Origin of the sequence: Aeromonas sp. SG16, assembly GCF_024436135.1 — a bacterium.
Classification (GTDB): domain Bacteria; phylum Pseudomonadota; class Gammaproteobacteria; order Enterobacterales; family Aeromonadaceae; genus Aeromonas; species Aeromonas jandaei.
On the sequence record NZ_JANFNW010000001.1, the window covers coordinates 123,093 to 142,250 of the forward strand.

14 protein-coding genes and 1 tRNA gene are annotated in these 19,158 nt (G+C 60.1%); 9 read left to right on the top strand and 6 right to left on the bottom strand.

From position 1 onward, the window contains the following. Positions 1–218: 218 nt before the first annotated feature. On the top strand, positions 219–2,231 hold the full coding sequence (locus NOM67_RS00555; RefSeq protein WP_124242817.1) for a methyl-accepting chemotaxis protein: 2,013 nt from the start codon (positions 219–221) through the stop codon (positions 2,229–2,231). Positions 2,232–2,300: 69 nt separating this feature from the next. Here the strand turns inward: NOM67_RS00555 and NOM67_RS00560 are convergent, their stop codons facing one another. After that, entirely contained in the window at positions 2,301–3,176 is an 876-nt protein-coding gene (locus tag NOM67_RS00560; RefSeq protein WP_255933093.1) for a 6-carboxytetrahydropterin synthase, read from the bottom strand. Between the two features lie 80 nt (positions 3,177–3,256). Here NOM67_RS00560 and NOM67_RS00565 point away from each other — a divergent pair, with 80 nt between their 5' ends. The 4 genes from NOM67_RS00565 to NOM67_RS00580 all read left to right on the top strand — a co-directional run bounded on the left by NOM67_RS00565 (position 3,257) and on the right by NOM67_RS00580 (position 6,854). Then, positions 3,257–4,600 (top strand): dihydroorotase, encoded by a 1,344-nt coding sequence (locus NOM67_RS00565; protein ID WP_042033408.1) that lies wholly within the window; start codon positions 3,257–3,259, stop codon positions 4,598–4,600. Positions 4,601–4,713: 113 nt separating this feature from the next. Continuing rightward, positions 4,714–4,790: transfer RNA gene (locus tag NOM67_RS00570), tRNA-Pro, on the top strand. 132 nt (positions 4,791–4,922) lie between these two features. Next, positions 4,923–5,390 (top strand): hypothetical protein, encoded by a 468-nt coding sequence (locus NOM67_RS00575; RefSeq protein WP_255933096.1) that lies wholly within the window; start codon positions 4,923–4,925, stop codon positions 5,388–5,390. Positions 5,391–5,594: 204 nt separating this feature from the next. Then, complete coding sequence (locus NOM67_RS00580; RefSeq protein ID WP_033113388.1) at positions 5,595–6,854, top strand: dicarboxylate/amino acid:cation symporter; 1,260 nt, start codon at positions 5,595–5,597, stop codon at positions 6,852–6,854. Positions 6,855–6,942: 88 nt separating this feature from the next. Here NOM67_RS00580 and NOM67_RS00585 read toward each other — a convergent pair whose 3' ends face one another. Further along, positions 6,943–7,545, bottom strand: coding sequence for a DUF924 family protein (locus tag NOM67_RS00585; RefSeq protein WP_255933098.1), 603 nt, complete (start codon positions 7,543–7,545; stop codon positions 6,943–6,945). Between the two features lie 251 nt (positions 7,546–7,796). Here NOM67_RS00585 and NOM67_RS00590 point away from each other — a divergent pair, with 251 nt between their 5' ends. Together NOM67_RS00590 and NOM67_RS00595 are read left to right on the top strand one after the other, a co-directional pair. Then, on the top strand, positions 7,797–8,711 hold the full coding sequence (locus NOM67_RS00590; protein WP_255933099.1) for a DUF808 domain-containing protein: 915 nt from the start codon (positions 7,797–7,799) through the stop codon (positions 8,709–8,711). Between the two features lie 84 nt (positions 8,712–8,795). Then, on the top strand, positions 8,796–10,598 hold the full coding sequence (locus NOM67_RS00595; protein ID WP_255933100.1) for a M3 family oligoendopeptidase: 1,803 nt from the start codon (positions 8,796–8,798) through the stop codon (positions 10,596–10,598). A 56-nt stretch (positions 10,599–10,654) separates the two neighbouring features. Here NOM67_RS00595 and NOM67_RS00600 read toward each other — a convergent pair whose 3' ends face one another. Continuing rightward, positions 10,655–12,061 carry a nucleobase:cation symporter-2 family protein gene (locus NOM67_RS00600; RefSeq protein ID WP_071911567.1) on the bottom strand — a complete coding sequence of 469 codons (1,407 nt, stop codon included), beginning with the start codon at positions 12,059–12,061 and terminating at the stop codon, positions 10,655–10,657. A gap of 479 nt (positions 12,062–12,540) precedes the next feature. Between NOM67_RS00600 and ycfP the strand changes: the two genes are divergently transcribed. Together ycfP and NOM67_RS00610 are read left to right on the top strand one after the other, a co-directional pair. Beyond that, entirely contained in the window at positions 12,541–13,080 is a 540-nt protein-coding gene (gene ycfP / locus NOM67_RS00605; RefSeq protein WP_033113393.1) for an alpha/beta hydrolase YcfP, read from the top strand. Positions 13,081–13,155: 75 nt separating this feature from the next. Further along, the gene (locus NOM67_RS00610) at positions 13,156–14,448 is read left to right on the top strand and encodes an NAD(P)/FAD-dependent oxidoreductase (protein WP_041209916.1); all 1,293 of its coding nucleotides are present in this window, start codon (positions 13,156–13,158) and stop codon (positions 14,446–14,448) included. Positions 14,449–14,531: 83 nt separating this feature from the next. On the opposite strand, the gene NOM67_RS00615 is transcribed toward NOM67_RS00610, so the two are convergent. From NOM67_RS00615 to NOM67_RS00625, 3 genes are all read right to left on the bottom strand, one after another. Further along, positions 14,532–15,173, bottom strand: coding sequence for an energy-coupling factor ABC transporter permease (locus NOM67_RS00615; RefSeq protein ID WP_042053233.1), 642 nt, complete (start codon positions 15,171–15,173; stop codon positions 14,532–14,534). Between the two features lie 95 nt (positions 15,174–15,268). Further along, on the bottom strand, positions 15,269–16,066 hold the full coding sequence (gene pflA / locus NOM67_RS00620; RefSeq protein ID WP_201915782.1) for a pyruvate formate lyase 1-activating protein: 798 nt from the start codon (positions 16,064–16,066) through the stop codon (positions 15,269–15,271). A gap of 65 nt (positions 16,067–16,131) precedes the next feature. Continuing rightward, positions 16,132–19,068 carry an EAL domain-containing protein gene (locus tag NOM67_RS00625; protein ID WP_255933105.1) on the bottom strand — a complete coding sequence of 979 codons (2,937 nt, stop codon included), beginning with the start codon at positions 19,066–19,068 and terminating at the stop codon, positions 16,132–16,134. Between the last annotated feature and the right edge of the window lie 90 nt (positions 19,069–19,158).

Consider the following 19,158-nt stretch of genomic DNA (forward strand, 5'->3'; position numbering starts at 1 on the left):
AGAAAATCGAATTTGGATCCCAAGCGGCTCCGCGCTGCACGGCAAGTGTGACACAAGCCGAGATTTGACACAGCTGATGTCCCATTCCCTTCAGTTATTGTTAAAAATACCGATAGCCGGAGGGACGTCATCTGTAGCGCCTGTTCAGGGTGGTCTGCAGGGTATCAAAAGGACGGGGTACTCAGGCAAGGGACTTTTGCATATACAGCGGGATAATAATGAAACAATCAATGTCGGATCTCTCCATCTTGCAGCGGGTCTATCTCGGCTTCGCTATTCTGGTGGCCGTGATGGTGGCCAGCTCACTGCTCACATTTCGTAGTCAGGAGACCCTCGGCGGGGCGCTGGAACAGGTTACCCAGCAGTCGATGCCGCTGGTGATCGCCAGCAGTCAGACCCAGATCTCTCTGCTCAGCGCCAACAAGTGGCTCGGGGATGTGCTGACCGAGCAGGACCCCAAACAGCTGCCGGCCGAAGTGGCCGAGCTGAAACAGGCCAAGGCGCAGGTCGACAAGACCCTGGCCGCCTTGCGTCAGCAGGTGGCCGAACACCCCGAGCTGCAGGGCGAGATGACCGCCCTTGGCGAGCAGGTGGCGCGGTATCTGGAACTGACCGATACCCTGCCCGGTGAGCACGAGGCGCTGCTCACCCGGCTGCACAAGGTCAATCTGGCCAAGGGGCAGTTTCAGGTCAGCCTGCCCCAGTTCAAGAAGAATCTGGGTGACATGATGATCACCATCGACGACAGCTTCATCAAGATGCTCTCCGAGACCCTGACCACCAAGCTCTCTGCCATCGAACTCTCCACCATGGACGCCCTCAACCAGACCATCCCGGCTCCCATCGAAGGGGCGCTCAAGCGTAACAAGATGCAGATCGAGGGGTTCAACAGCACCATCAAGGATCTGCAGGGGGAGCTCAAGAATTTCGAGAACGACATGGGCCACTATGTCCACGGCTTCGTGCGCGACACCACGGCCAGTGAAGGGGTGCTGGCCCAGTATCTGGCGCTGATGAAGCAGCAGGAGCTGATGCGGGAGAAGAGCAAGCAGGCCAGCGCTCTTATCGTCGAGATCCAGAACCGGCTGGAGCGGATGACCGCGAGCAGCCAGCAGTTGATGAACGGCAGTATCCAGCATGCCAAAGAGGTGCAGCGCCAGAGCACTCTGACTCAGGGGGCGAGCATCGTGGTCGCCATCCTGATCGCCATGCTGGTGGCCTACACCCTGGGCAAGGCGATCCGCCGTCCGCTGCGGGAGCTGCTGCGAGTCCTCTCCGAGGTGACTCGCGGTGACATGACCCAGCGCATCGGCTTTCAGAGCAAGAACGAATTTGGCCAGCTGGGCAGCCAGCTCAACCTGCTGATCGAACAGATGGGGGAGGTGCTGGCCCAGCTCTCCAACGCATCTGCCCAGCTTAACGATGCTGCTCACGGCAACCGCCATACCACCGAATCGGTGCGGGCCGATCTGGAGAAACAGCGGCAGGAGACCGCCTCGGTCGCGGCCGCCATGACCCAGATGGAGGCCTCGGTGCGCGAGGTGGCGCAGGCTGCCAACCAGACTCTGGAGCGGGTGATGGATGTGGAGAAGGCCTCCGAGATGGGGCGCAAGGTGATGGCGGGCAATATCACCACCACCCATCAGCTGGCGGGCAAGCTGCAACAGACCGGCAAGGTTATTGGCGATGTGAGCAGCATGAGCAGCCAGATCGGCAACATCCTCGACGTCATTCGCGGCATCGCCGAGCAGACTAACCTGCTGGCTCTCAACGCGGCCATCGAGGCGGCGCGTGCTGGCGAGCAGGGGCGCGGATTTGCGGTAGTGGCCGACGAGGTACGCAGTCTGGCGGGGCGCACCGCGCAATCCACCAGCGAGATCCAGACCATGATCGAGAACCTGCAGCAGGGGGTCGCCAGAGCGGTGACCGTGATGCAGGAGTGCTCGCGCGAGATGGACAGCTGCATGGATCAGAGCTCCCACGCCAACAACGCCATGGAGGAGGTGCAGGGGATCGTGGTGCTCATCAGCGACATGTCGAGCCAGATTGCCTCTGCCGCCGAGCAGCAGCAGGCGACCAGCGCCGACATCGCCACCAACCTCAACCGTATCTCCGATATCTCGGATCTCAACTATCAGGGGATCGAGCGGGTGGCCCAGACCAGCCAGCAGCTGGACTCCCTCGCCGAGCAGCAGGAGAGCCTGGTCAAGCGCTTCCGCCTGAGCGCCTGATGGCAACAGGCTGAAACAACAAGGCCCCGCAGATGCGGGGCCTTGTTGTTTGTGACAGTGACAAGAGGATCAGGCGTAGGCGATGGCGCCCTTGCCGACCCCTTCATAGGCAACAATCTTGACGAACTTGTCGCCCACCATCTTCTTCACTTCACGGGCGATGTAGCAGGCCAGCAGCTCGACCGTGGTGTCGGTGTCGATCATCTCCACCTCGGTGGTGGGGATGGCCAGCTGGAACAGCCCCTGCGGCGCCACATATTTGAAGCCGGTGTGGTGTTCACCCAGCTGCACGTTGGCACGGGCACTGAGGGCCAGCTCTGCGAGGGCAACTTTATCTTCATCGGTGCCGAGATAGATATCTGCCCAGCGTTCGGCCCAGTTAAGCTCCAGCTCGCCATCACGCTCGCCATCGATGTGGATCTCGATGGGGGAGCGGTGGCCGTGGGCGATACGCTGACAGTTGCCATCGTGCTTCTTCAGGCCGTGGCTGTAGTGATAGAAGGGGCCGTCGATGGCTTCCTGACGCAGGGTCAGCGACAGATCCTTGATGTTGCCCGGCAGCCGCTTGGCCAGAACCGCCAGCAGGTAGTGAGTGACCGACTCCTTGTCGACCTGCGGGGCAGGGATAAAGGCAAAACCCTGAGTCGGGCAGCGCAGGTGGATGGAGCGGCCGGGGCGCAGCAGATCGACGCAGCTCTCGCCATCTTCCAGCGTCTCGACATGCACCAGAGAGCAATCGGTCGGGACCAGCAGCTTGTGATCCACCTCGTCATCGATGATCGACTTGATCAGCTTCTTTACCCGGCCGAAGTCCAGCAACATGCTCATCTCGTTGAGCTCGCCGCTCATTTCGATATCTACCAGCCAGCTCTCACCTACCATGCCGCGGCGTTCGCAGAGGTAGCTGGAGTCGATCACGGTCAAATCTCTTACAAATAACTTCATCAGTCAGGCCTTGCTACAGAGAAAGGGCAGTTTTGCGCTATTATGACCCGCGATTATCGGCAAAGGAACTGGAACCCCCCATGAACAAACTGCTTATCAAGAATGCCACCTTGGTCAACGAAGGCCGCATCTATGCCTCCGACGTGTTGATCGAGGGGGAACGGATTGCCCGCATCGCACCCGATATCGACGCGCACGATGCGGTGGTGATCGATGCCGCAGGTCGCCACCTCATCCCCGGAATGATCGATGATCAGGTCCACTTCCGGGAGCCGGGGCTGACCCACAAGGGGACTATCGCCAGTGAATCCCGGGCCGCCGTCGCCGGTGGTACCACCAGTTTCATGGAAATGCCCAACGTCAATCCCCAGACCACCACCCTCGACGCCCTCGAAGCCAAATACCAGATCGCCGCCAACTCCTCCGTCGCCAACTACAGCTTCTATCTCGGTGCCACCAACGACAACCTGGAAGAGATCAAGCGACTCGATCCCAAGCAGTCCTGTGGGGTCAAGGTGTTTATGGGCTCCTCGACTGGCAACATGCTGGTGGACAATCAGGAGACCCTGGCGGCCATTTTCCGCGAGAGCCCGGTGATGATCGTTACTCACTGCGAAGACACCCCGACCATCGCCAAAGCCGAAGAGGCGGCGCGGGCCAAGTGGGGCGAGAATGTGCCGATGGGCGAGCATGGTCGCATTCGTAGTGACGAGGCGTGCTACAAATCCTCCAGCATGGCGGTGGCGCTGGCCAAGCAGTACGGTGCCAAGCTGCATGTGCTGCATCTGACCTCGGCCAAGGAGCTGTCGCTCTTTACCGCCAGTCACGATCTCAGTGAACTGAAAGACAAGAACATCACCGCCGAGGTGTGTGTTCACCATCTGTTCTTCAACGAAGCCGATTACGACACCCTCGGTAGCCAGATCAAGTGCAACCCGGCGGTGAAGAGCGCGGCCGATCAGCACGCGCTGCTCGATGCGGTGCGCAATGACGTGCTCGACATCATCGCCACCGACCACGCCCCCCACACCTGGGAGGAGAAGCAGAACAGCTACTTCAAGGCGCCGTCCGGTGTGCCGCTGGTGCAGCACTCCCTGCAGGCATTGCTGGAGCTCTACCATAACGGCGTGTTCACTCTGGAGACTATCGTCAAGAAGACCTCCCATGCGGTGGCCGAGCGTTTCCAGGTGCAGGATCGCGGCTACATCCGCGAGGGCTATTTTGCCGATCTGGTGCTGCTGGATCTGGGCAAGCCCTACGTGGTCAACGATGACAACATCCTCTACCACTGTGGCTGGTCGCCCTTCAACGGCTACCGTTTCCACAGCACGGTGGAGATGACTCTGGTGAACGGCCAGATCGCCTGGCAAAACGGGCAGGTCACTGACCAGATCCTGGGCAAGCGGCTGACCTTTAACCGCTGATTGTTCGCAAAGCAGGCGAACGCACCATTGTCGGGGAATTGGCGGCGTTTCTTTGTTGACAGGGCAGGGCCATCTCCATAAACTCAGCCCCCGTCAGCTCAGACTGACTTCGTCGGCGTGTAGCGCAGCCAGGTAGCGCACTGTCATGGGGTGTCAGGGGTCGGAGGTTCAAATCCTCTCACGCCGACCATCATTCCCCGGAAAAGGCCTTGTCAAACGACAAGGCCTTTTTTCTTTTCTGCTCTTTGCCGTTGCTGCGATTGTCTATCCCCCTTGCGCTGTGCTGTAGTAGCGGCACTGTTCTGCCCTGACGGGGATTATCGTGTCTCTCTCTGCATCCATCTGGCGATCTCTGGTTTTGCTCTCGCTGCTGCTCGGTGGCTGTGCCACGCCATATCAGCAGGAGAAGTCGTTCTGGAACGGTCGCACCGGCTTTTCCGAGACCCGCCTTGCGCCTGACAAGTGGCAGCTGGAGTTTGTCGGCAACGATCTGGTGGACAGGGAGACGGCCCGCAAATATGTGCTCAAGCGGGCAGGGGAGCTAGCGCAGCGGGAGGGTTACCCCATGCTGCAGGTGGAGGAGCTGACCATTGCGCGCGATGCGATAAGGGTGACCCCGGAGCGCCCCATGTTCGGCTTTGACGAGGATGAGCCGGACACCTTCATGGCGCAGATGCAGGTACAACACACCATCTCGGCCCTGCTTACCTTCCGGTTGCTAAAGCGGGCAATTAATAAACAGTCGCTTTCCACCAAATATCTTGCTGATATAAAAATAAACGGTGATTAATATCGGTTTGTTGCAAGATCCATATCACATACATCTAACAGCAGCATAAAATTCTGGAGTAAGCCTCTAGATTTACCCCCTGCTTTTAGGCATTCTCCCAGCATACCAGCCGCCAGGAATCAACGGCTCGGATCACAAAAACGGACTGTAGTGGCTCCCATGCCACTGTCAACGGCTTGCACCAATCAAAACCGGGACTCCCCCATGAAAATGAATAAACTGACGGTCGCCATCCTCATTTCGATGTTGCTTGGCATCCTTACCGGCCAGGGCTATCGCCTGTTTGCTGCCGATCAGGCGGCAGACTTTGCAAACAACATCACGATCCTGACCGATATCTTCCTGCGACTGATCAAGATGATCATCGCGCCATTGGTCTTCACCACCCTGGTGGTCGGCATCGCCAAGATGGGCGATACCCGCACTGTGGGTCGTATCGGTGCCAAAACCCTCGGCTGGTTCATGCTGGCCTCCCTGCTCTCCCTGAGCCTGGGTCTGGTGATGGTCACCCTGATGCAGCCGGGTGTGGGCCTCTCCCTCTCCCTGCCCAATGATGCCGCTACCTCTGGCATCTCTGCCGGCGCGATTACCCTGAAAGATTTCGTGACTCACGCCATTCCGAAAAGCGTGGTCGAGGCGATGGCCACCAACGAGATCCTGCAGATCGTGGTCTTCTCCCTGTTCTTTGGTCTGGCCGCTGCGGCGCTGGGCGATCTGGCCAAACCGGTGGTAGTGCTGATGGCCAGTGCTGCCGAGATCATGCTGAAAGTGACCGGCTACGTGATGAACTTTGCGCCGTTCGCCGTGTTTGGCGCCATTGCCGCCATGGTGGCCAAAGAGGGGTTGGGTATTCTGGTTACCTACGGCAGCTTCATGGCCCAGTTCTACATCGCCCTTGGCTGCCTCTGGCTGCTGCTGATCGCCATGGGTGGCGCCTTCCTGCGTGGCCGCATCATCAAGCTGCTGGCGATGATCCGCGAACCCATCCTGCTTGCCTTCTCTACCGCCAGCTCTGAAGCGGCCTATCCGAAGACGCTGGATCGTCTGGAGAAGTTTGGTTGTGACAAACGCATCGCCAGTTTCGTGCTGCCAATGGGTTACTCCTTCAACCTCGACGGCTCCATGATGTACTGCACCTTCGCGGTGATGTTCATCGCTCAGGCTTATGGCATCGAGCTCTCCACCGCCCAGCAGATCACCATGCTGCTGCTGCTGATGGTCACCTCCAAGGGGATGGCCGGGGTGCCGCGCGCCTCTCTGGTAGTGATTGCCGCGACCCTGAACCAGTTCCACATTCCGGAAGCGGGCATCCTGCTGCTGCTGGGTATCGACCACTTCCTCGATATGGGTCGCTCTGCCACCAACGTGCTGGGCAACGCCATCGCCGCCAGCGTGGTCGCCAAGACCGAAGACAGTCTGGGCGAGACCGAAGAGCTGGGCGAGAGTGCTCCCGCCAAGGCATAACCATGGCTTGAGCTGACCAGAGGGTTGGCCGGTGCAAAGAGAAATCCCCGTCATGATCATGGCGGGGATTTTTTTATGGCTGGCCGGTTTAGAAGCCCGAACCGGGTTGCAGCAAAAACGTCGCCTCTTCCGGCGTCGAGGTGCGACCCAGAATGTCGTTGCGGTGGGGGAAGCGGCCAAAGCGTTCGATGATCACCTGATGGCTGCGGGCAAAGTCGGCAAAGCCCGCGAAGGTCTCGTTCGCTGGGGAGTGCGCCTGCTCGGCCGCCAGCTCTTCAAACAGGGCCACGCTTCTGGCTTGCTGCTCGCGGGATTCGGCGTGTTCCAGCGGCAGATAGAAGAAGACCCGCTCCAGCGGCGAGAGCTGCCGATCCATGCCAAGGGATAGCCCCTTGAGGCACTGCTCGCGGGCGAGCGGATCCCGGGCAAAGGCGGTGGGGGTGCCGCGATGGATATTGCGGGGCAACTGGTCGAGCAGCAGGATCAGCGCCAGCCTGCCGTGGGGCTGATCGGCCCAGTCGGCCAGCTCCCCGTTGGCGGCCGCCTCTGCTTGCGCGCCAAAGCGCCGGGCCAGCAGGGCATCGGTCTCGCTACTTTTGCCCCACCAGAGCGGGGCTTGTCGTTTGGCGCGCAGGGTGTCGTCGGTCGGGTCGCCAAACCAGAAATCGAGCAGAGGTTGCCAGGGTTGCATGGGGACTCCTTGCTGGTGTGTTGAGGAGGGCCAATAACAAATGGCTCCGGGTTGCTGCCGAAACGGTAGCTTCTCGTTACACTGTGCCATCTTTTGCCCGAAAGAAGTAACCCCAGATGGCGAGCGACGGTTGCCTGGCGCGGCCGATGATGGCCTGCCACCGCCATGAGGTGGCCCTGCTGACCCTGGTGGTCATCAGACCGCACATCTTTCTCCAAGGGTTGTTCTCATTGATATAAGGAATCTCTGATATGGCCGGAACCAGTTTGTTGGCCCTGCTCGACGATATTGCCAGCGTGCTTGATGACGTGGCGCTGATGACCAAGATGGCGGCGAAGAAGACTGCCGGGGTGTTGGGGGACGATCTTGCTCTCAATGCGGAGCAGGTCTCCGGAGTGCGTGCCGAGCGGGAGCTGCCGGTGGTGTGGGCGGTGGCCAAGGGCTCATTTCGCAACAAGTTGATTCTGGTACCTGCCGCCATCGCCATCAGTGCTCTGGTGCCCTGGCTCATCACTCCGCTCTTGATGCTGGGGGGCGCTTACCTCTGCTTTGAAGGTGCCGAGAAGCTGGCGCACAAGTTTTTGCCTCATCAGGAGGAGGGAGAACATCATGCCGGCCCCATTCCTGACGATCTGGTGGCCTTCGAGCAGCAGAAGGTGAAGGGGGCGATCCGCACCGACTTTATTCTCTCCGCCGAGATCATCGTCATCGCCCTTGGCACTGTGCAGGGGGCGAGCATCGCCCTGCAGCTCTCGGTGGTGGCGGGTATCGCCCTGCTGATGACCATCGGGGTCTACGGGCTGGTGGGGTTGATTGTCAAACTGGATGATATCGGCCTGCATCTCCTGAAAAAGCCGGATGGCGGGGCACTGCGCCGCGCGGTGGGGCAGGGATTGCTGAGTACGGCGCCCAAGCTGATGCATCTGCTGGCGCTGGTGGGGACGATCGCTATGTTCATGGTGGGCGGCGGCATTCTGGTGCATGGTTGGCCTTTTGCCCATCACCTCATTGAAGGTGCCGCCGCTGTTGTCGCCACTCTGCCCACTGTGGGGGCCGTACTGGCAGTGGTGATGCCGACTCTGCTCAACGCGGTGGCCGGTGTGGTGGCGGGCCTGCTGCTGGTGCTGGCGATGACGCTGGTAAGCAAACTCAAGCCAGCCAAATAAGACCCTGCATTATCTTTCGGGGCCGCCAGTGACAGATGCTGGCGGCTATCTCTCCCTGTTCGACATCTTGATAACGAGCCTTCAATGCAAGCAACCCGATACCTTCAGCAGTGGCACAACCACCATATTTATCCTGCTCTCGACAGTCCCGAGCTTGAGTCCGACATGGCCGAGGCCCGTGCCGCCCTTGCACCACTGGCGGCACTGGTCGCCAATCTGGCCGACCTTGCGGGGGATGCGCGGCAAGATTGTCTGCGGGAGGTGCGCCTGCGTGCCCGCCGCATTCGTCATATCGGCTGGAACGTGGCGATTCTGGCCGCCTGCCGGGGCAGTCAGGATGCTCGCGATACCCAGGCCAAGCAGCTGGCATCCCGTGCTCGCGCCCTCAATGCCGATCTGTTCAAGACGCTGGCGCCGGTGGAAGACCTGATGCTAGCGCTGCCGGAGGCCGAATTTGGTCTGTTGATGGCGGATCCCCTGCTTGGCGAGGAGGAGTATCGCCTGCGTCACGAACGCAGATTGCAGGATCAGCGCCTGCCGGTGGCGGCAGAGCAGCTGGTGATCGGTCTTGGTACCGATGGGCTGCACGCTTGGGGCAACCTCTACAACGATCTGGTGGGCAAGATCCGGCTGGTGATCGATGGCCGCGAGATGGGACTGGCGGAGGCGAGCAATCTGCTCTCCAGCCCGCTGCGCTCCCTGCGCCGGGAAGCATTTGATGCCATCAGCGCAGGCTGGGAGGGAGAGCAGGAGACGGTGGCCGCCATCCTCAACGCCATCAACGGCTGGCGGCTGGAGCTCTCGCGTCAGCGCGGTAGTGAGCGGCAGCTCGATGCGCTCGCTCTCTCCTGTCATCAGAGCCATATCGAGCGCGCCACCCTGGATACGCTGATGAGCGAGACCTGGCAGGCCCGAACCCTTGGTCAGCGGGCGCTGGAGCTGATGGCCGCACGCCTTGGCATTGACGATCCTGGGGCCGAGGATCTCTTTGCGCCGCCTCCTGCTGCCAGCAGCCGCGAGATCCCGTTCGAGGAGGCGATCGAGCTGATTGCCGCTGCCTTTGCTCGTTTTGATCCCGAGATGGGGGAGTTTGCCCGGATGATGGCCGAGAAGGGGTGGATCGATGCGGCGCCCACGCCAAATCGCCGCACCGGCGCCTACTGCACCAAATTTGCCGAACCGGTCGAGCCGCGGGTCTTCGTCACCTATGCCGGCACCATGGACAACGTCATTACGCTGGCCCATGAGCTGGGCCACGCCTGGCACAACTGGGTGATCCGCGATCTGCCGATGAGTCAGCGCAGCTATCCCATGACGTTGGCCGAAACGGCCTCCATCTTTGCCGAGACTCTGGTGCGCAGCGCCCTGTTCGAGCAGGCAGAAAGTCCCGAAGAGCAGTTGGCGATCGCCTGGGCTGAGGCCGATGGTGCAGCTACCTTCCTGGTAAATATCCCGGCCCGTTTCGACTTCGAGCGGGCGCTGGTGGCCGAGCGGGAGCATGGCTATGTTGCGCCGGCCCGCCTCAAGGCGCTGACCGATGAGGCGTGGGGACGCTGGTATGAGAAGAGCCTCTGCCGCTATCACCCCATGTTCTGGGCGGCCAAGGCGCACTTCTCCATCGCCGGGCTGGGTTTTTACAACTATCCCTATCTGTTCGGTTATCTCTTCAGCCTCGGCGTGTATGAGCAACTGATGAGTCGCAAGGCGGCGGGAGACGACAATGTGGCGCAGGCGTACCGCGATCTGCTGCGCGATACCGGCCGCATGAGCGCCGAGGCGCTGGTGGCAAAACATCTGGGGCAGGATATTCGCCAGTCGGCCTTCTGGCAGGGGAGTCTGGCTCAGGTGGCGCAGGCGGTAGAGCGCTTCGCACAGCTGCCAGCCTGATTGGGTAAGCGGTGATGTGAGTGACAGGCCCCGGACCTGTGTCCGGGGCCTGTTGGTTATGCCTGCTCTTGCTTCGGTTTGACCGGGCCGACCAGCAATGGTTTGGTCTGGTGGGTCAGATCCGGTTGGTAGCCGTTGAAGAAGAGGTTGAGCACTACCGAGCTGATGGTGGCCAGCAGAATGCCGCTATGAAACAGCGGCTGCAGTGCCGCCGGGAAGTGCTGGAAGAAAGAGCCGGAGACGGTCGGGATCATGCCGATCCCGAGGCTGATGGCGACAATGTAGAGATTGTGGCGGTTGGTGTTGTAGTCGGCCCGCGCCAGAATGCGAATGCCGGTTGCCAGCACCATGCCGAACATCACTATGCCTGCGCCCCCCAGCACGAAGGGAGGGATGGAGGCGACCATCACCGACATCTTGGGGATAAGGCCAAAGGCGAGCAGGATCCCCCCTGACATCACGCAAACCCAGCGGCTCGATACCCCGGTCACACTCACCAACCCGATATTCTGGGAGAACGAGGTGTGGGGGAAGCTGTTGAAGACTCCGCCGATGATGGTGCCGATGGCATCCACCCGCAGCCCGCGTACAATATCGCCGCGACTGGCCGGATGGCCTACGATATCGCCGAGCGCCAGAAACATCCCCATCGATTCGATGAAGGTGATCAGCATGATCACCGTCAGGGTGGCGATGGAAATGGGATCGAAGGTGGGCCAACCAAAGGCGAACGGTACTATGGGGGCAAACCAGGCCGCCTCACCAAGACCGTCGAGACTCACCTCTCCCATGGCGATGGCTACTATGAAGCCGAAGATGATCCCGAGCAGCACCGAGATATTGCTGAAAAAACCTTTGGTGAAGCGGGTCACAGCCAGAATGAAGGCGAGCACCACAAAGCTGGTGCCGATATAGCGCAGGCTGCCATATTCGGGGTTGCCCTTGCCCCCCGCCATCCAGTCGATCCCCACCTGCATGATGCTGATCCCGATGGAGGTGATCACCACCCCGGTCACTACGGTGGGGAAGAGCGGCATCAACCGGCCTATCAGGGGCACCAGCAGGGTCGAGATGATACCAGCGGCTATGGTGGCGCCGAAGATGCCGGTGAGCCCCAGATCCGGATTGGCACCGATGGCCAGCATGGGCATCACGGCGGCAAAGGTGACCGACATGATGACCGGTAGCCGGATCCCGGCGAAACGTCCGATACCGACACACTGCAGCAGGGTGACGATGCCGCAGCAGAAGAGATCCGAACTGATAAGGTAGGAGATCTGCTCCTTGGGCAGTCCCAGACTGCCGCCTATCACCAGTGGGACGGCGACGGCGCCGGCGTACATCACCAGCACATGCTGCAGGCCGAGGGTAAATAGCTGGCCAGCGGGGAGCATGCGCTCCACTTCGTCATCGGGACGTATTCGCTTTCCCGGTCGGGAGGCGGGGGGATTGGTCTCGTTCATCAACAGATCTCTCCTTGGCGAGCCCCGGCAACGGGCAGGGGCAAGATAGGGAAAGCCGCGGCTTTCCCGGTCACAGATGTTATCGAGTGCGTGGATCGCCAAGCTCATCCGGATTAGCAGGAGGGAGGGATCCGGTGCAGGCCATGGTCAGTGCACAAAACATGCTCAATCGTGACTGGTGGTGAAAACGTTTGGCTTTTTTGAGGGTTCAATCACATCCGGATCGGGATCAGGCACAAGAAGAGGGACAAAGGGCACTGCCGGGCATCTCAGATTGGTAATGGCGGTATCATTTTTGGCCACCGCCTCTCACTTTGATAGGGCTGCTCTGTGTATTGCGCCGGGCAAGGGCTCCCGCGCAGCATCTTGTTGCAGGGGCTGGCGTGATCCAAAGCAAGAAAGTTGGATGTTTTGGTGGCGCGTGAGGCTGCCGCTGGGGTAGTTTCGATAAAACCGACACAGATCCTGAGGTCTTATCCATGATCATCTACCTGCATGGCTTCGATGCCACCAGCCCCGGCAATCACGAGAAAGTGCTGCAGTTGCAGTTTATTGATGATGATGTGCGTTTCGTGCACTACAGCACGGTTCACCCCCGTCACGATATGAGCCACCTGCTCAAGGAAGTGAAGAAGCAGCTCGACATGAGCACAGATCCCAAGCCCCTCATCTGCGGTGTCGGACTCGGTGGCTACTGGAGCGAGCGCATCGGCTTTTTGTGCGGCATTCGTCAGGTGATCTTCAACCCCAATCTGCACCCTGAAGAGAACATGCAGGGCAAGATCGACCGGCCGGAGGAGTACGAGGATATTGGCACCAAGTGTGTAACTGAATTTCGTAAGAAAAATTCAGGAAACTGCCTGTGCATCCTTTCCGTTCAGGATGAAGTGCGCGATAATCGGGACACTGAACGTGAATTGAAGAACTATTACGACATCGTGTGGGATGATCGCGAGACCCATAAGTTCAAAAACATCTCGCACCATCTGCAGCGGATGAAGGCCTTCAAAGAAGCCTGATCCATCACGTCGACCGATTTCGTTTTAGGGAGCCAATGGCTCCCTTTCGTTTTGAGGAACCGAGGAAAAATCATCATGATGAATATTGTCGTTGTAGGCGGCGGCGCCGGTGGTCTGGAGCTGGCCACCAGTCTGGGTCGCAAGCTTGGCAAGAAGAACAAGGCCAAGATCACTCTGGTCGATCGCAACCGCACCCACCTGTGGAAGCCCCTGCTGCACGAAGTGGCGACCGGCTCCATGGACGCGGGCATCGATGCCCTGAGCTACCAGTCTCACGCCAAGAACCACGGTTTCGACTTCCAGCTCGGCACCCTGACCGACATCAAGCGTGACGAGAAACGCATCGTACTGGCCCCGATCCACGACGACAGTGGCGACATCGTGGTCAACGAGCGCGAGCTGCCTTACGACTATCTGGTGATGGCCATCGGCTCTGTCTCCAATGACTTCAACACCAAGGGCATCAAGGATCACTGCATTTTCCTCGATAGCCCCTCCCAGGCGCACCGTTTCCACAACAGCATGATGAACCGCTTCCTGCAGTTCGCCACCGAATATCAGCCGGGCGACAAGGTGAAGATTGCCATCGTTGGTGGCGGCGCCACCGGCGTCGAGCTCTCTGCCGAGCTCTACAACGCGGTCGAGCAGCTCTATGCCTACGGCTTCAAGAACCTCACCACCGACAGTCTGAAGGTGACCCTGGTGGAAGCGGGCCCCCGCATCCTGCCGGCCCTGCCGGAGCGCATCAGCGGCGCCGCTCATCAAGAGCTGGTCAAGCTGGGTGTGGATGTGCGTACCGCCACCATGATCACCGAAGCGACTGCCGAAGGTCTGCATACCAAGGATGGCGAGCTGATTGAAGCTGACCTGATGGTGTGGGCTGCCGGTATCAAGGCGCCGGATTTCATGAAGGATATCGCTGGTCTTGAGACCAACCGCATCAACCAGCTGGTGGTGAAAGAGACCCTGCAGACCACCCGTGACGAGAACATCTTCGTTATCGGTGACTGCGCAGCCTGCCCGCAGCCGGATGGCAAGTTCGTGCCGCCGCGCGCCCAGTCTGCCCACCAGATGGCCAGCCAGGCATTCAAGAACATTCTGGCCAAGATGAACGGCGGCGAGATGAAGCCCTACCTCTACCACGACCACGGTTCGCTGGTATCCCTCAGCCGCTTCTCCACTGTGGGCAGCCTGATGGGCAACCTGATGCGCGGCTCCATGATGGTGGAAGGCTACATCGCCCGTCTGGTGTACATCTCTCTCTACCGGATGCACCAGATCGCCCTGCATGGCTACGTCAAGACCGGCCTCATCATGCTGGTGGGTCGCATCAACCGGGTATTGCGTCCGACCCTGAAGCTGCACTAAGCCGGGATTTGTCACAATTCGGAATAGCAAAAGGAGAGGCCATGGCCTCTCCTTTTTTATGCGCGCAGATCGGGGAAAAGGAGTTATTTGCCCAGATAGGTGCGATCGAAGAAGGTGTTGACCCAGTGGGGGCGGTAGATGGCGAGCACCGTCATCGCCATGCCGTTGAGCAGGGCTTCGGGGAACAGCAGCAGCGGCCAGATGGAGAGGTAGTCTGCCGTGATGGTATGCCAGGGGTAGCTGCCGCTTATCCCCATCAGCAGGGCGCTGGCTGCCACCTTGACCGAGATGGCGAGGGCGCCGCCAAGAAAGGCGGCAACGAAGATATAGACAAAGAGATGGCGCGGCAGCCAGGCCCAGCTGGCCAGAAACAGCAGCCAGCTGCTGGCTACCGGCAGGGCAATGCCAACCAGCGCCTGCCAGCCAAAGTCGGCCAGATTGGTGACGCCAAAGTAGTCGAGTACCAGCAGGGTCAGGCAGGGGGCGAGCAGGGCCAGCCGCCAGCCCAGCAGCAGGGTGAGGGTGGTGAGTCCGAGAAAATGCACCTCCAGTCCGTCGTGCAGACCGGCGCGCAGCGTCCAGAGCGGGATGAGGGCGATGGCGCTTCCCAGCAGCAGATGCTGATAGAGGGGGTTGTCATGAAGCAATTGCCACAGGGTGCGGCGCAGGCTGAAAGTCAGTAGCAGCAGCCAGATCAGAAGAGCGGCGAGTTGTCCTTCACTCATCATTCGTTCACTCACGAGGCAGTCGGATTACGCCGGGCAGCCAGATCCCTGCCGCCCGAAAACAGAGCAGGCTGACGAGTCAGCCTGCTTGCACATCAATATTTCACGTTGTTGTGGTACTTGCCAAGGATCCCCTTGACCCGCTCCATGGTCTCCTTGCTGGGGGGCTTGATCCCGCTCAGCTCGTAAGGATCACCCAGCACATCCCACTTGTGTTTGCCGAGTTCGTGATAGGGGAGCAGCTCCACCTTCTCGACGCTCTCGCCCAGCTCGGCGATAAACTGACCCAGCCCTTCGGCGCTCTCGTCGTCGTCGCTCCAGGTCGGCACCACCACGTAGCGGATCCACATGGTCTTGCCTTTGGCTGCCAGATAGCGGGCAAACTCCAGGGTGTATCTGTTGCTGACATGGGTCAGCGGAATGTGTTTCTCGTCATTGATCTGCTTGATGTCGAGCAGCACCAGATCGGTCTGGGCGAGCAGCTTGTCCACCTGTTCGTCGAGATGACGGACGAAGCCGTTGGTATCGAGGCAGGTGTGGATCCCTTTCTCTTTACAGGCGGTAAAGAGTTCGGTGATGAAAGCAGGTTGCAGCATGGCTTCACCGCCGGATGCGGTCACACCGCCACCGGAGGCATTCATGAAGTGGCGATAGCTGGTGATGTCACTCATCAACTCCGGCACTGTCACTTCGCGGCCACCCTCGGTATCCCAGGTATCGCGGTTGTGGCAGTACTTGCAGCGCATCAGGCATCCTTGCATGAATACGATAAAGCGTATTCCCGGACCGTCGACGGTACCGCAGGTTTCAACGGAATGGATCCGGCCAATGGCGCCGTGACTCTCGGCTTGTTCACTGATTTCAACGGCAGGGATCCGGTTAATGACTGACATAGACAACTCCAACGATTCGAGCAGGCCGTTATTTTATTACATAAACCCCTATTGATCCTACACCTTTAGTCCGGCCCGTTGCCGTCCAGCAGCTGTTCCAGCTCCCTGATGGTGAGCGGGCGGCTGGTGAGGAACCCTTGATAATGCTGGCATCCCAGCTCTCTGAGAATGGCCAGTTGTGCCTCTTCTTCCACTCCCTCGGCAGTGACGGTAAAGCGGAATACCTGAGCCAGATCGAGGATTGCCTTGACGATGGCCCTGTCCTGCTCGCTGTGCACCAGGGTCTGGATGAAGCTTCTGTCGAGCTTCACCTCATCGGCGGGCAGATCCCGCAGGTAGGCGAGCGACGAGTAGCCGGTGCCAAAGTCATCGATGGAGATGAGGATGCCGAGCTCCTTGAGCTGGCGCATGCGGGCGATGCTCTCGATGCGATTCTCCAGCACCACGGATTCGGTTACCTCCAGCAACAGGCGGGAGGGCGGGATGCCGGTATCGCGCAGAATGTACTCCACCTGCTGGACGAAGCCCTGGGTGTGGAACTGGCGGGCGCTGACGTTGACCGACAGATGGGGGAGTTGCAGACCGCGGTTGAGCCAGAAGCTGTATTGCGCGCAGGCGGTTTTCATCACCCAGTAGCCGATTTCGAGGATCAGGCTGGTCTCCTCGGCGATGGGGATGAACTCGCCGGGGGGCACCATGGTGCCATCGCTGCGCTGCCAGCGCAGCAGCGCCTCGACCCCCGAGAGGGTGCCGTTATCCACCCGATATTGTGGCTGGTAGTGTAGTTGCAGCTCGTGGTGGCGCAGCGCATCGCGCAACTGGTTGGTGAGAGTGAGGCGGTTTTTCTCCTGCTCGGCCATCGCTTCGGTAAAGAAGACGTAGTTGCCCTGACCGGCGCGCTTGGCCATGTGAGTGGCCGTGTCGGCCTGCTGCATCAGGGTGAGGTGATCCATGCCGTTGCCGGCAAAGAGGCTGATCCCGACCGAGGCGCTGCAGTGCAGCTTGTGATCGGCTATCTCGAACGGGGTGCGAAACAGCCCCATCAACTCGCGGGCGAAGTGCTCTGCCAGAATTTTGGCGGTCACTTCACCCTGCCCGAGCTGGGTAAAGAGCAAGGCAAATTCATCCCCCGAGATGCGGGCCTGCACCAGATTGTCCTGTGGCAGCTCCCTGAAGCGGTGCACCACCGCCTGCAGCAGCAGATCGCCACAGGCGTGGCCGAGGGAGTCGTTGATCGACTTGAAGTTGTCGAGATCGACCAGCAGTAATGCCCCCCACTGGCCATCGGACGTCTCCAGCGTGCGCTGCAAAATAGTGTTGAGGCTGCGGCGATTGTGCAGGCCGCAGAGATCGTCGTAGTAGGCGAGCTGCTCTATGTGTCTGGCCGCCTCTTTCTCCTCGGTGATGTCGTAGAAGCTGCAGATGAAGTGGCTGAGTTCCCCCCGCTCATCCTTCACGCCGCTCACCATCAGGCGCACCGGGAAGAGGTGGCCATCCTGATGCAGGCAGCGCTCCTCACCCAGCCAGAACTCCTGCTCGGCCACGGCACGACTGACATCCTCTTTCAGGTGATCGCCGTAGTAGGTGGGGCGCAGCTTGCGGATGGAGTGGCCAACCACCTCCACCTCGCCAAATCCGGTGATGCGGGTAAAGGAGTGGTTCACCTTGAGGATGATGCCGTTGTGATCCATCACCAGCAGGCCATCGTGGGTATTGAAGGCCACTTCGGCCAGCCGCAGGGCGTCGTCGGTAGCAAGGCGCTTGAGCTCGATGGCGGCCCGCTCGTGCTGGCTGCTCAAGAGATCCAGCAGCGGCTCCGGGTCACTCAGCGTCTCGTCAAGCAGCAGGGTGAGCTGGCCGGTTGGCGTGCCCCCGGCGTTGTGCAGCGGGATGCCGATATAGGCCCTGGCATTGAGGGCCAGCAGACGGTGCGCCTTGGGATAGCGCAGTGCCAGATCTTCCACATAGATGGCCTGCCCGTGCTGGAACAGCTCCCTGCCGGGGCCCGGATCCATCTGCAGGGGCTTGAGGGCGGAGAAGGTCTCCTCGTTGAGGACGCAGCGGGGAATGATCCAGAGATCCTGCCCCCGTGGCTGGAACTCGCCGATCCAGCCGGCACGTGCACCGCTGGCGGCTTTGGCCCATTGCAGCAACGTTTTGCAGTAGTCAATGCCGGTGAGCTGGTGCAGCTCGGCAGGCAGGGCGAGGTCGCTTGCGCTCTCCTCCTGCACCGGTTGCCAGTGGCCAAGCAGTTGGGCGCAGTGGCGCACCAGTTGCAGCATCTCGTCGCCAAGAGGAGTCGGGTCGAGATATTCGATGCTGAGCACGCCAAAGAGCTTGTCCTGCTCCAGCATGGCACCGTCGAGGCGCGAGCTGACGCCGGCACTGGCCAGATAGAGGTGGTTGCTCAGCATCGGCTGATGGGCCGCTTCCGAGAAGCTCAGGGATTTGCGGGTGCGCAGGGCACGGATATAGCGGCTGTCGCCACGAATGGGATAGATGCCATCAACACCCAGAGTAAAGACGGGAGTGAGCTGCTCGCAGCCCAGATCGCCGTTGGCCTGATAGTGCCAGAGAATGAGTCGATCGGCGCCCAGACTATCCTTGAGGGTTTCCAGCAGGAGAGCATACTGTTGCTGGCTCGCCATCTGGCTAAGGCGCGGCAGTTGCAGTGCCAGCTCGGAAACCGGCTCCAGATGCCGGTGCTGCAGGCAGATAAGCCAGAAGCCATCCTGCTCGTGGGCGATGGCAATGTGCCAGAGCTGGCCACCAAAGCGCAGGGAGAGTTTGCCGCCATGGCCATTGGCCAGCATCTGCTCGATGGGCAGGCGCAGATCGGTGGGCAGCTGGGCAGGCCAGGGGGCGCGCGGTTCGTCGAGCCAGTAGAGCGGCGTTTGCATCACGTCGGTCAGGGCGACCAGCCGTTGGCTGCGCAAATCCAGACGAAAGAAAAGGGGAGTCTGGAGGGCAGGGGGAAGATGACTGAGAGCGGTAGACGACATGAACGAACAACATCCTGTTAAGCAACCGTCGGGGCTGCAAGAATACTGCAAAATCGAGGGAAACAAAATTTCATTGAAATCTAAATTAGA

Excerpts from the sequence above, each read along its gene's own strand:
- NOM67_RS00590 (WP_255933099.1), top strand. The coding sequence starts at position 7,797 with ATGGCCGGAACCAGTTTGTTGGCCCTGCTCGACGATATTGCCAGCGTG.
- NOM67_RS00595 (WP_255933100.1), top strand. The coding sequence starts at position 8,796 with ATGCAAGCAACCCGATACCTTCAGCAGTGGCACAACCACCATATTTAT.
- NOM67_RS00555 (WP_124242817.1), top strand. The coding sequence starts at position 219 with ATGAAACAATCAATGTCGGATCTCTCCATCTTGCAGCGGGTCTATCTC.
- NOM67_RS00625 (WP_255933105.1), bottom strand. The coding sequence starts at position 19,068 with ATGTCGTCTACCGCTCTCAGTCATCTTCCCCCTGCCCTCCAGACTCCC.
- NOM67_RS00610 (WP_041209916.1), top strand. The coding sequence starts at position 13,156 with ATGATGAATATTGTCGTTGTAGGCGGCGGCGCCGGTGGTCTGGAGCTG.
- NOM67_RS00585 (WP_255933098.1), bottom strand. The coding sequence starts at position 7,545 with ATGCAACCCTGGCAACCTCTGCTCGATTTCTGGTTTGGCGACCCGACC.
- NOM67_RS00565 (WP_042033408.1), top strand. The coding sequence starts at position 3,257 with ATGAACAAACTGCTTATCAAGAATGCCACCTTGGTCAACGAAGGCCGC.
- NOM67_RS00615 (WP_042053233.1), bottom strand. The coding sequence starts at position 15,173 with ATGAGTGAAGGACAACTCGCCGCTCTTCTGATCTGGCTGCTGCTACTG.
- NOM67_RS00560 (WP_255933093.1), bottom strand. The coding sequence starts at position 3,176 with ATGAAGTTATTTGTAAGAGATTTGACCGTGATCGACTCCAGCTACCTC.
- NOM67_RS00600 (WP_071911567.1), bottom strand. The coding sequence starts at position 12,061 with ATGAACGAGACCAATCCCCCCGCCTCCCGACCGGGAAAGCGAATACGT.
- ycfP (WP_033113393.1), top strand. The coding sequence starts at position 12,541 with ATGATCATCTACCTGCATGGCTTCGATGCCACCAGCCCCGGCAATCAC.
- NOM67_RS00580 (WP_033113388.1), top strand. The coding sequence starts at position 5,595 with ATGAAAATGAATAAACTGACGGTCGCCATCCTCATTTCGATGTTGCTT.
- pflA (WP_201915782.1), bottom strand. The coding sequence starts at position 16,066 with ATGTCAGTCATTAACCGGATCCCTGCCGTTGAAATCAGTGAACAAGCC.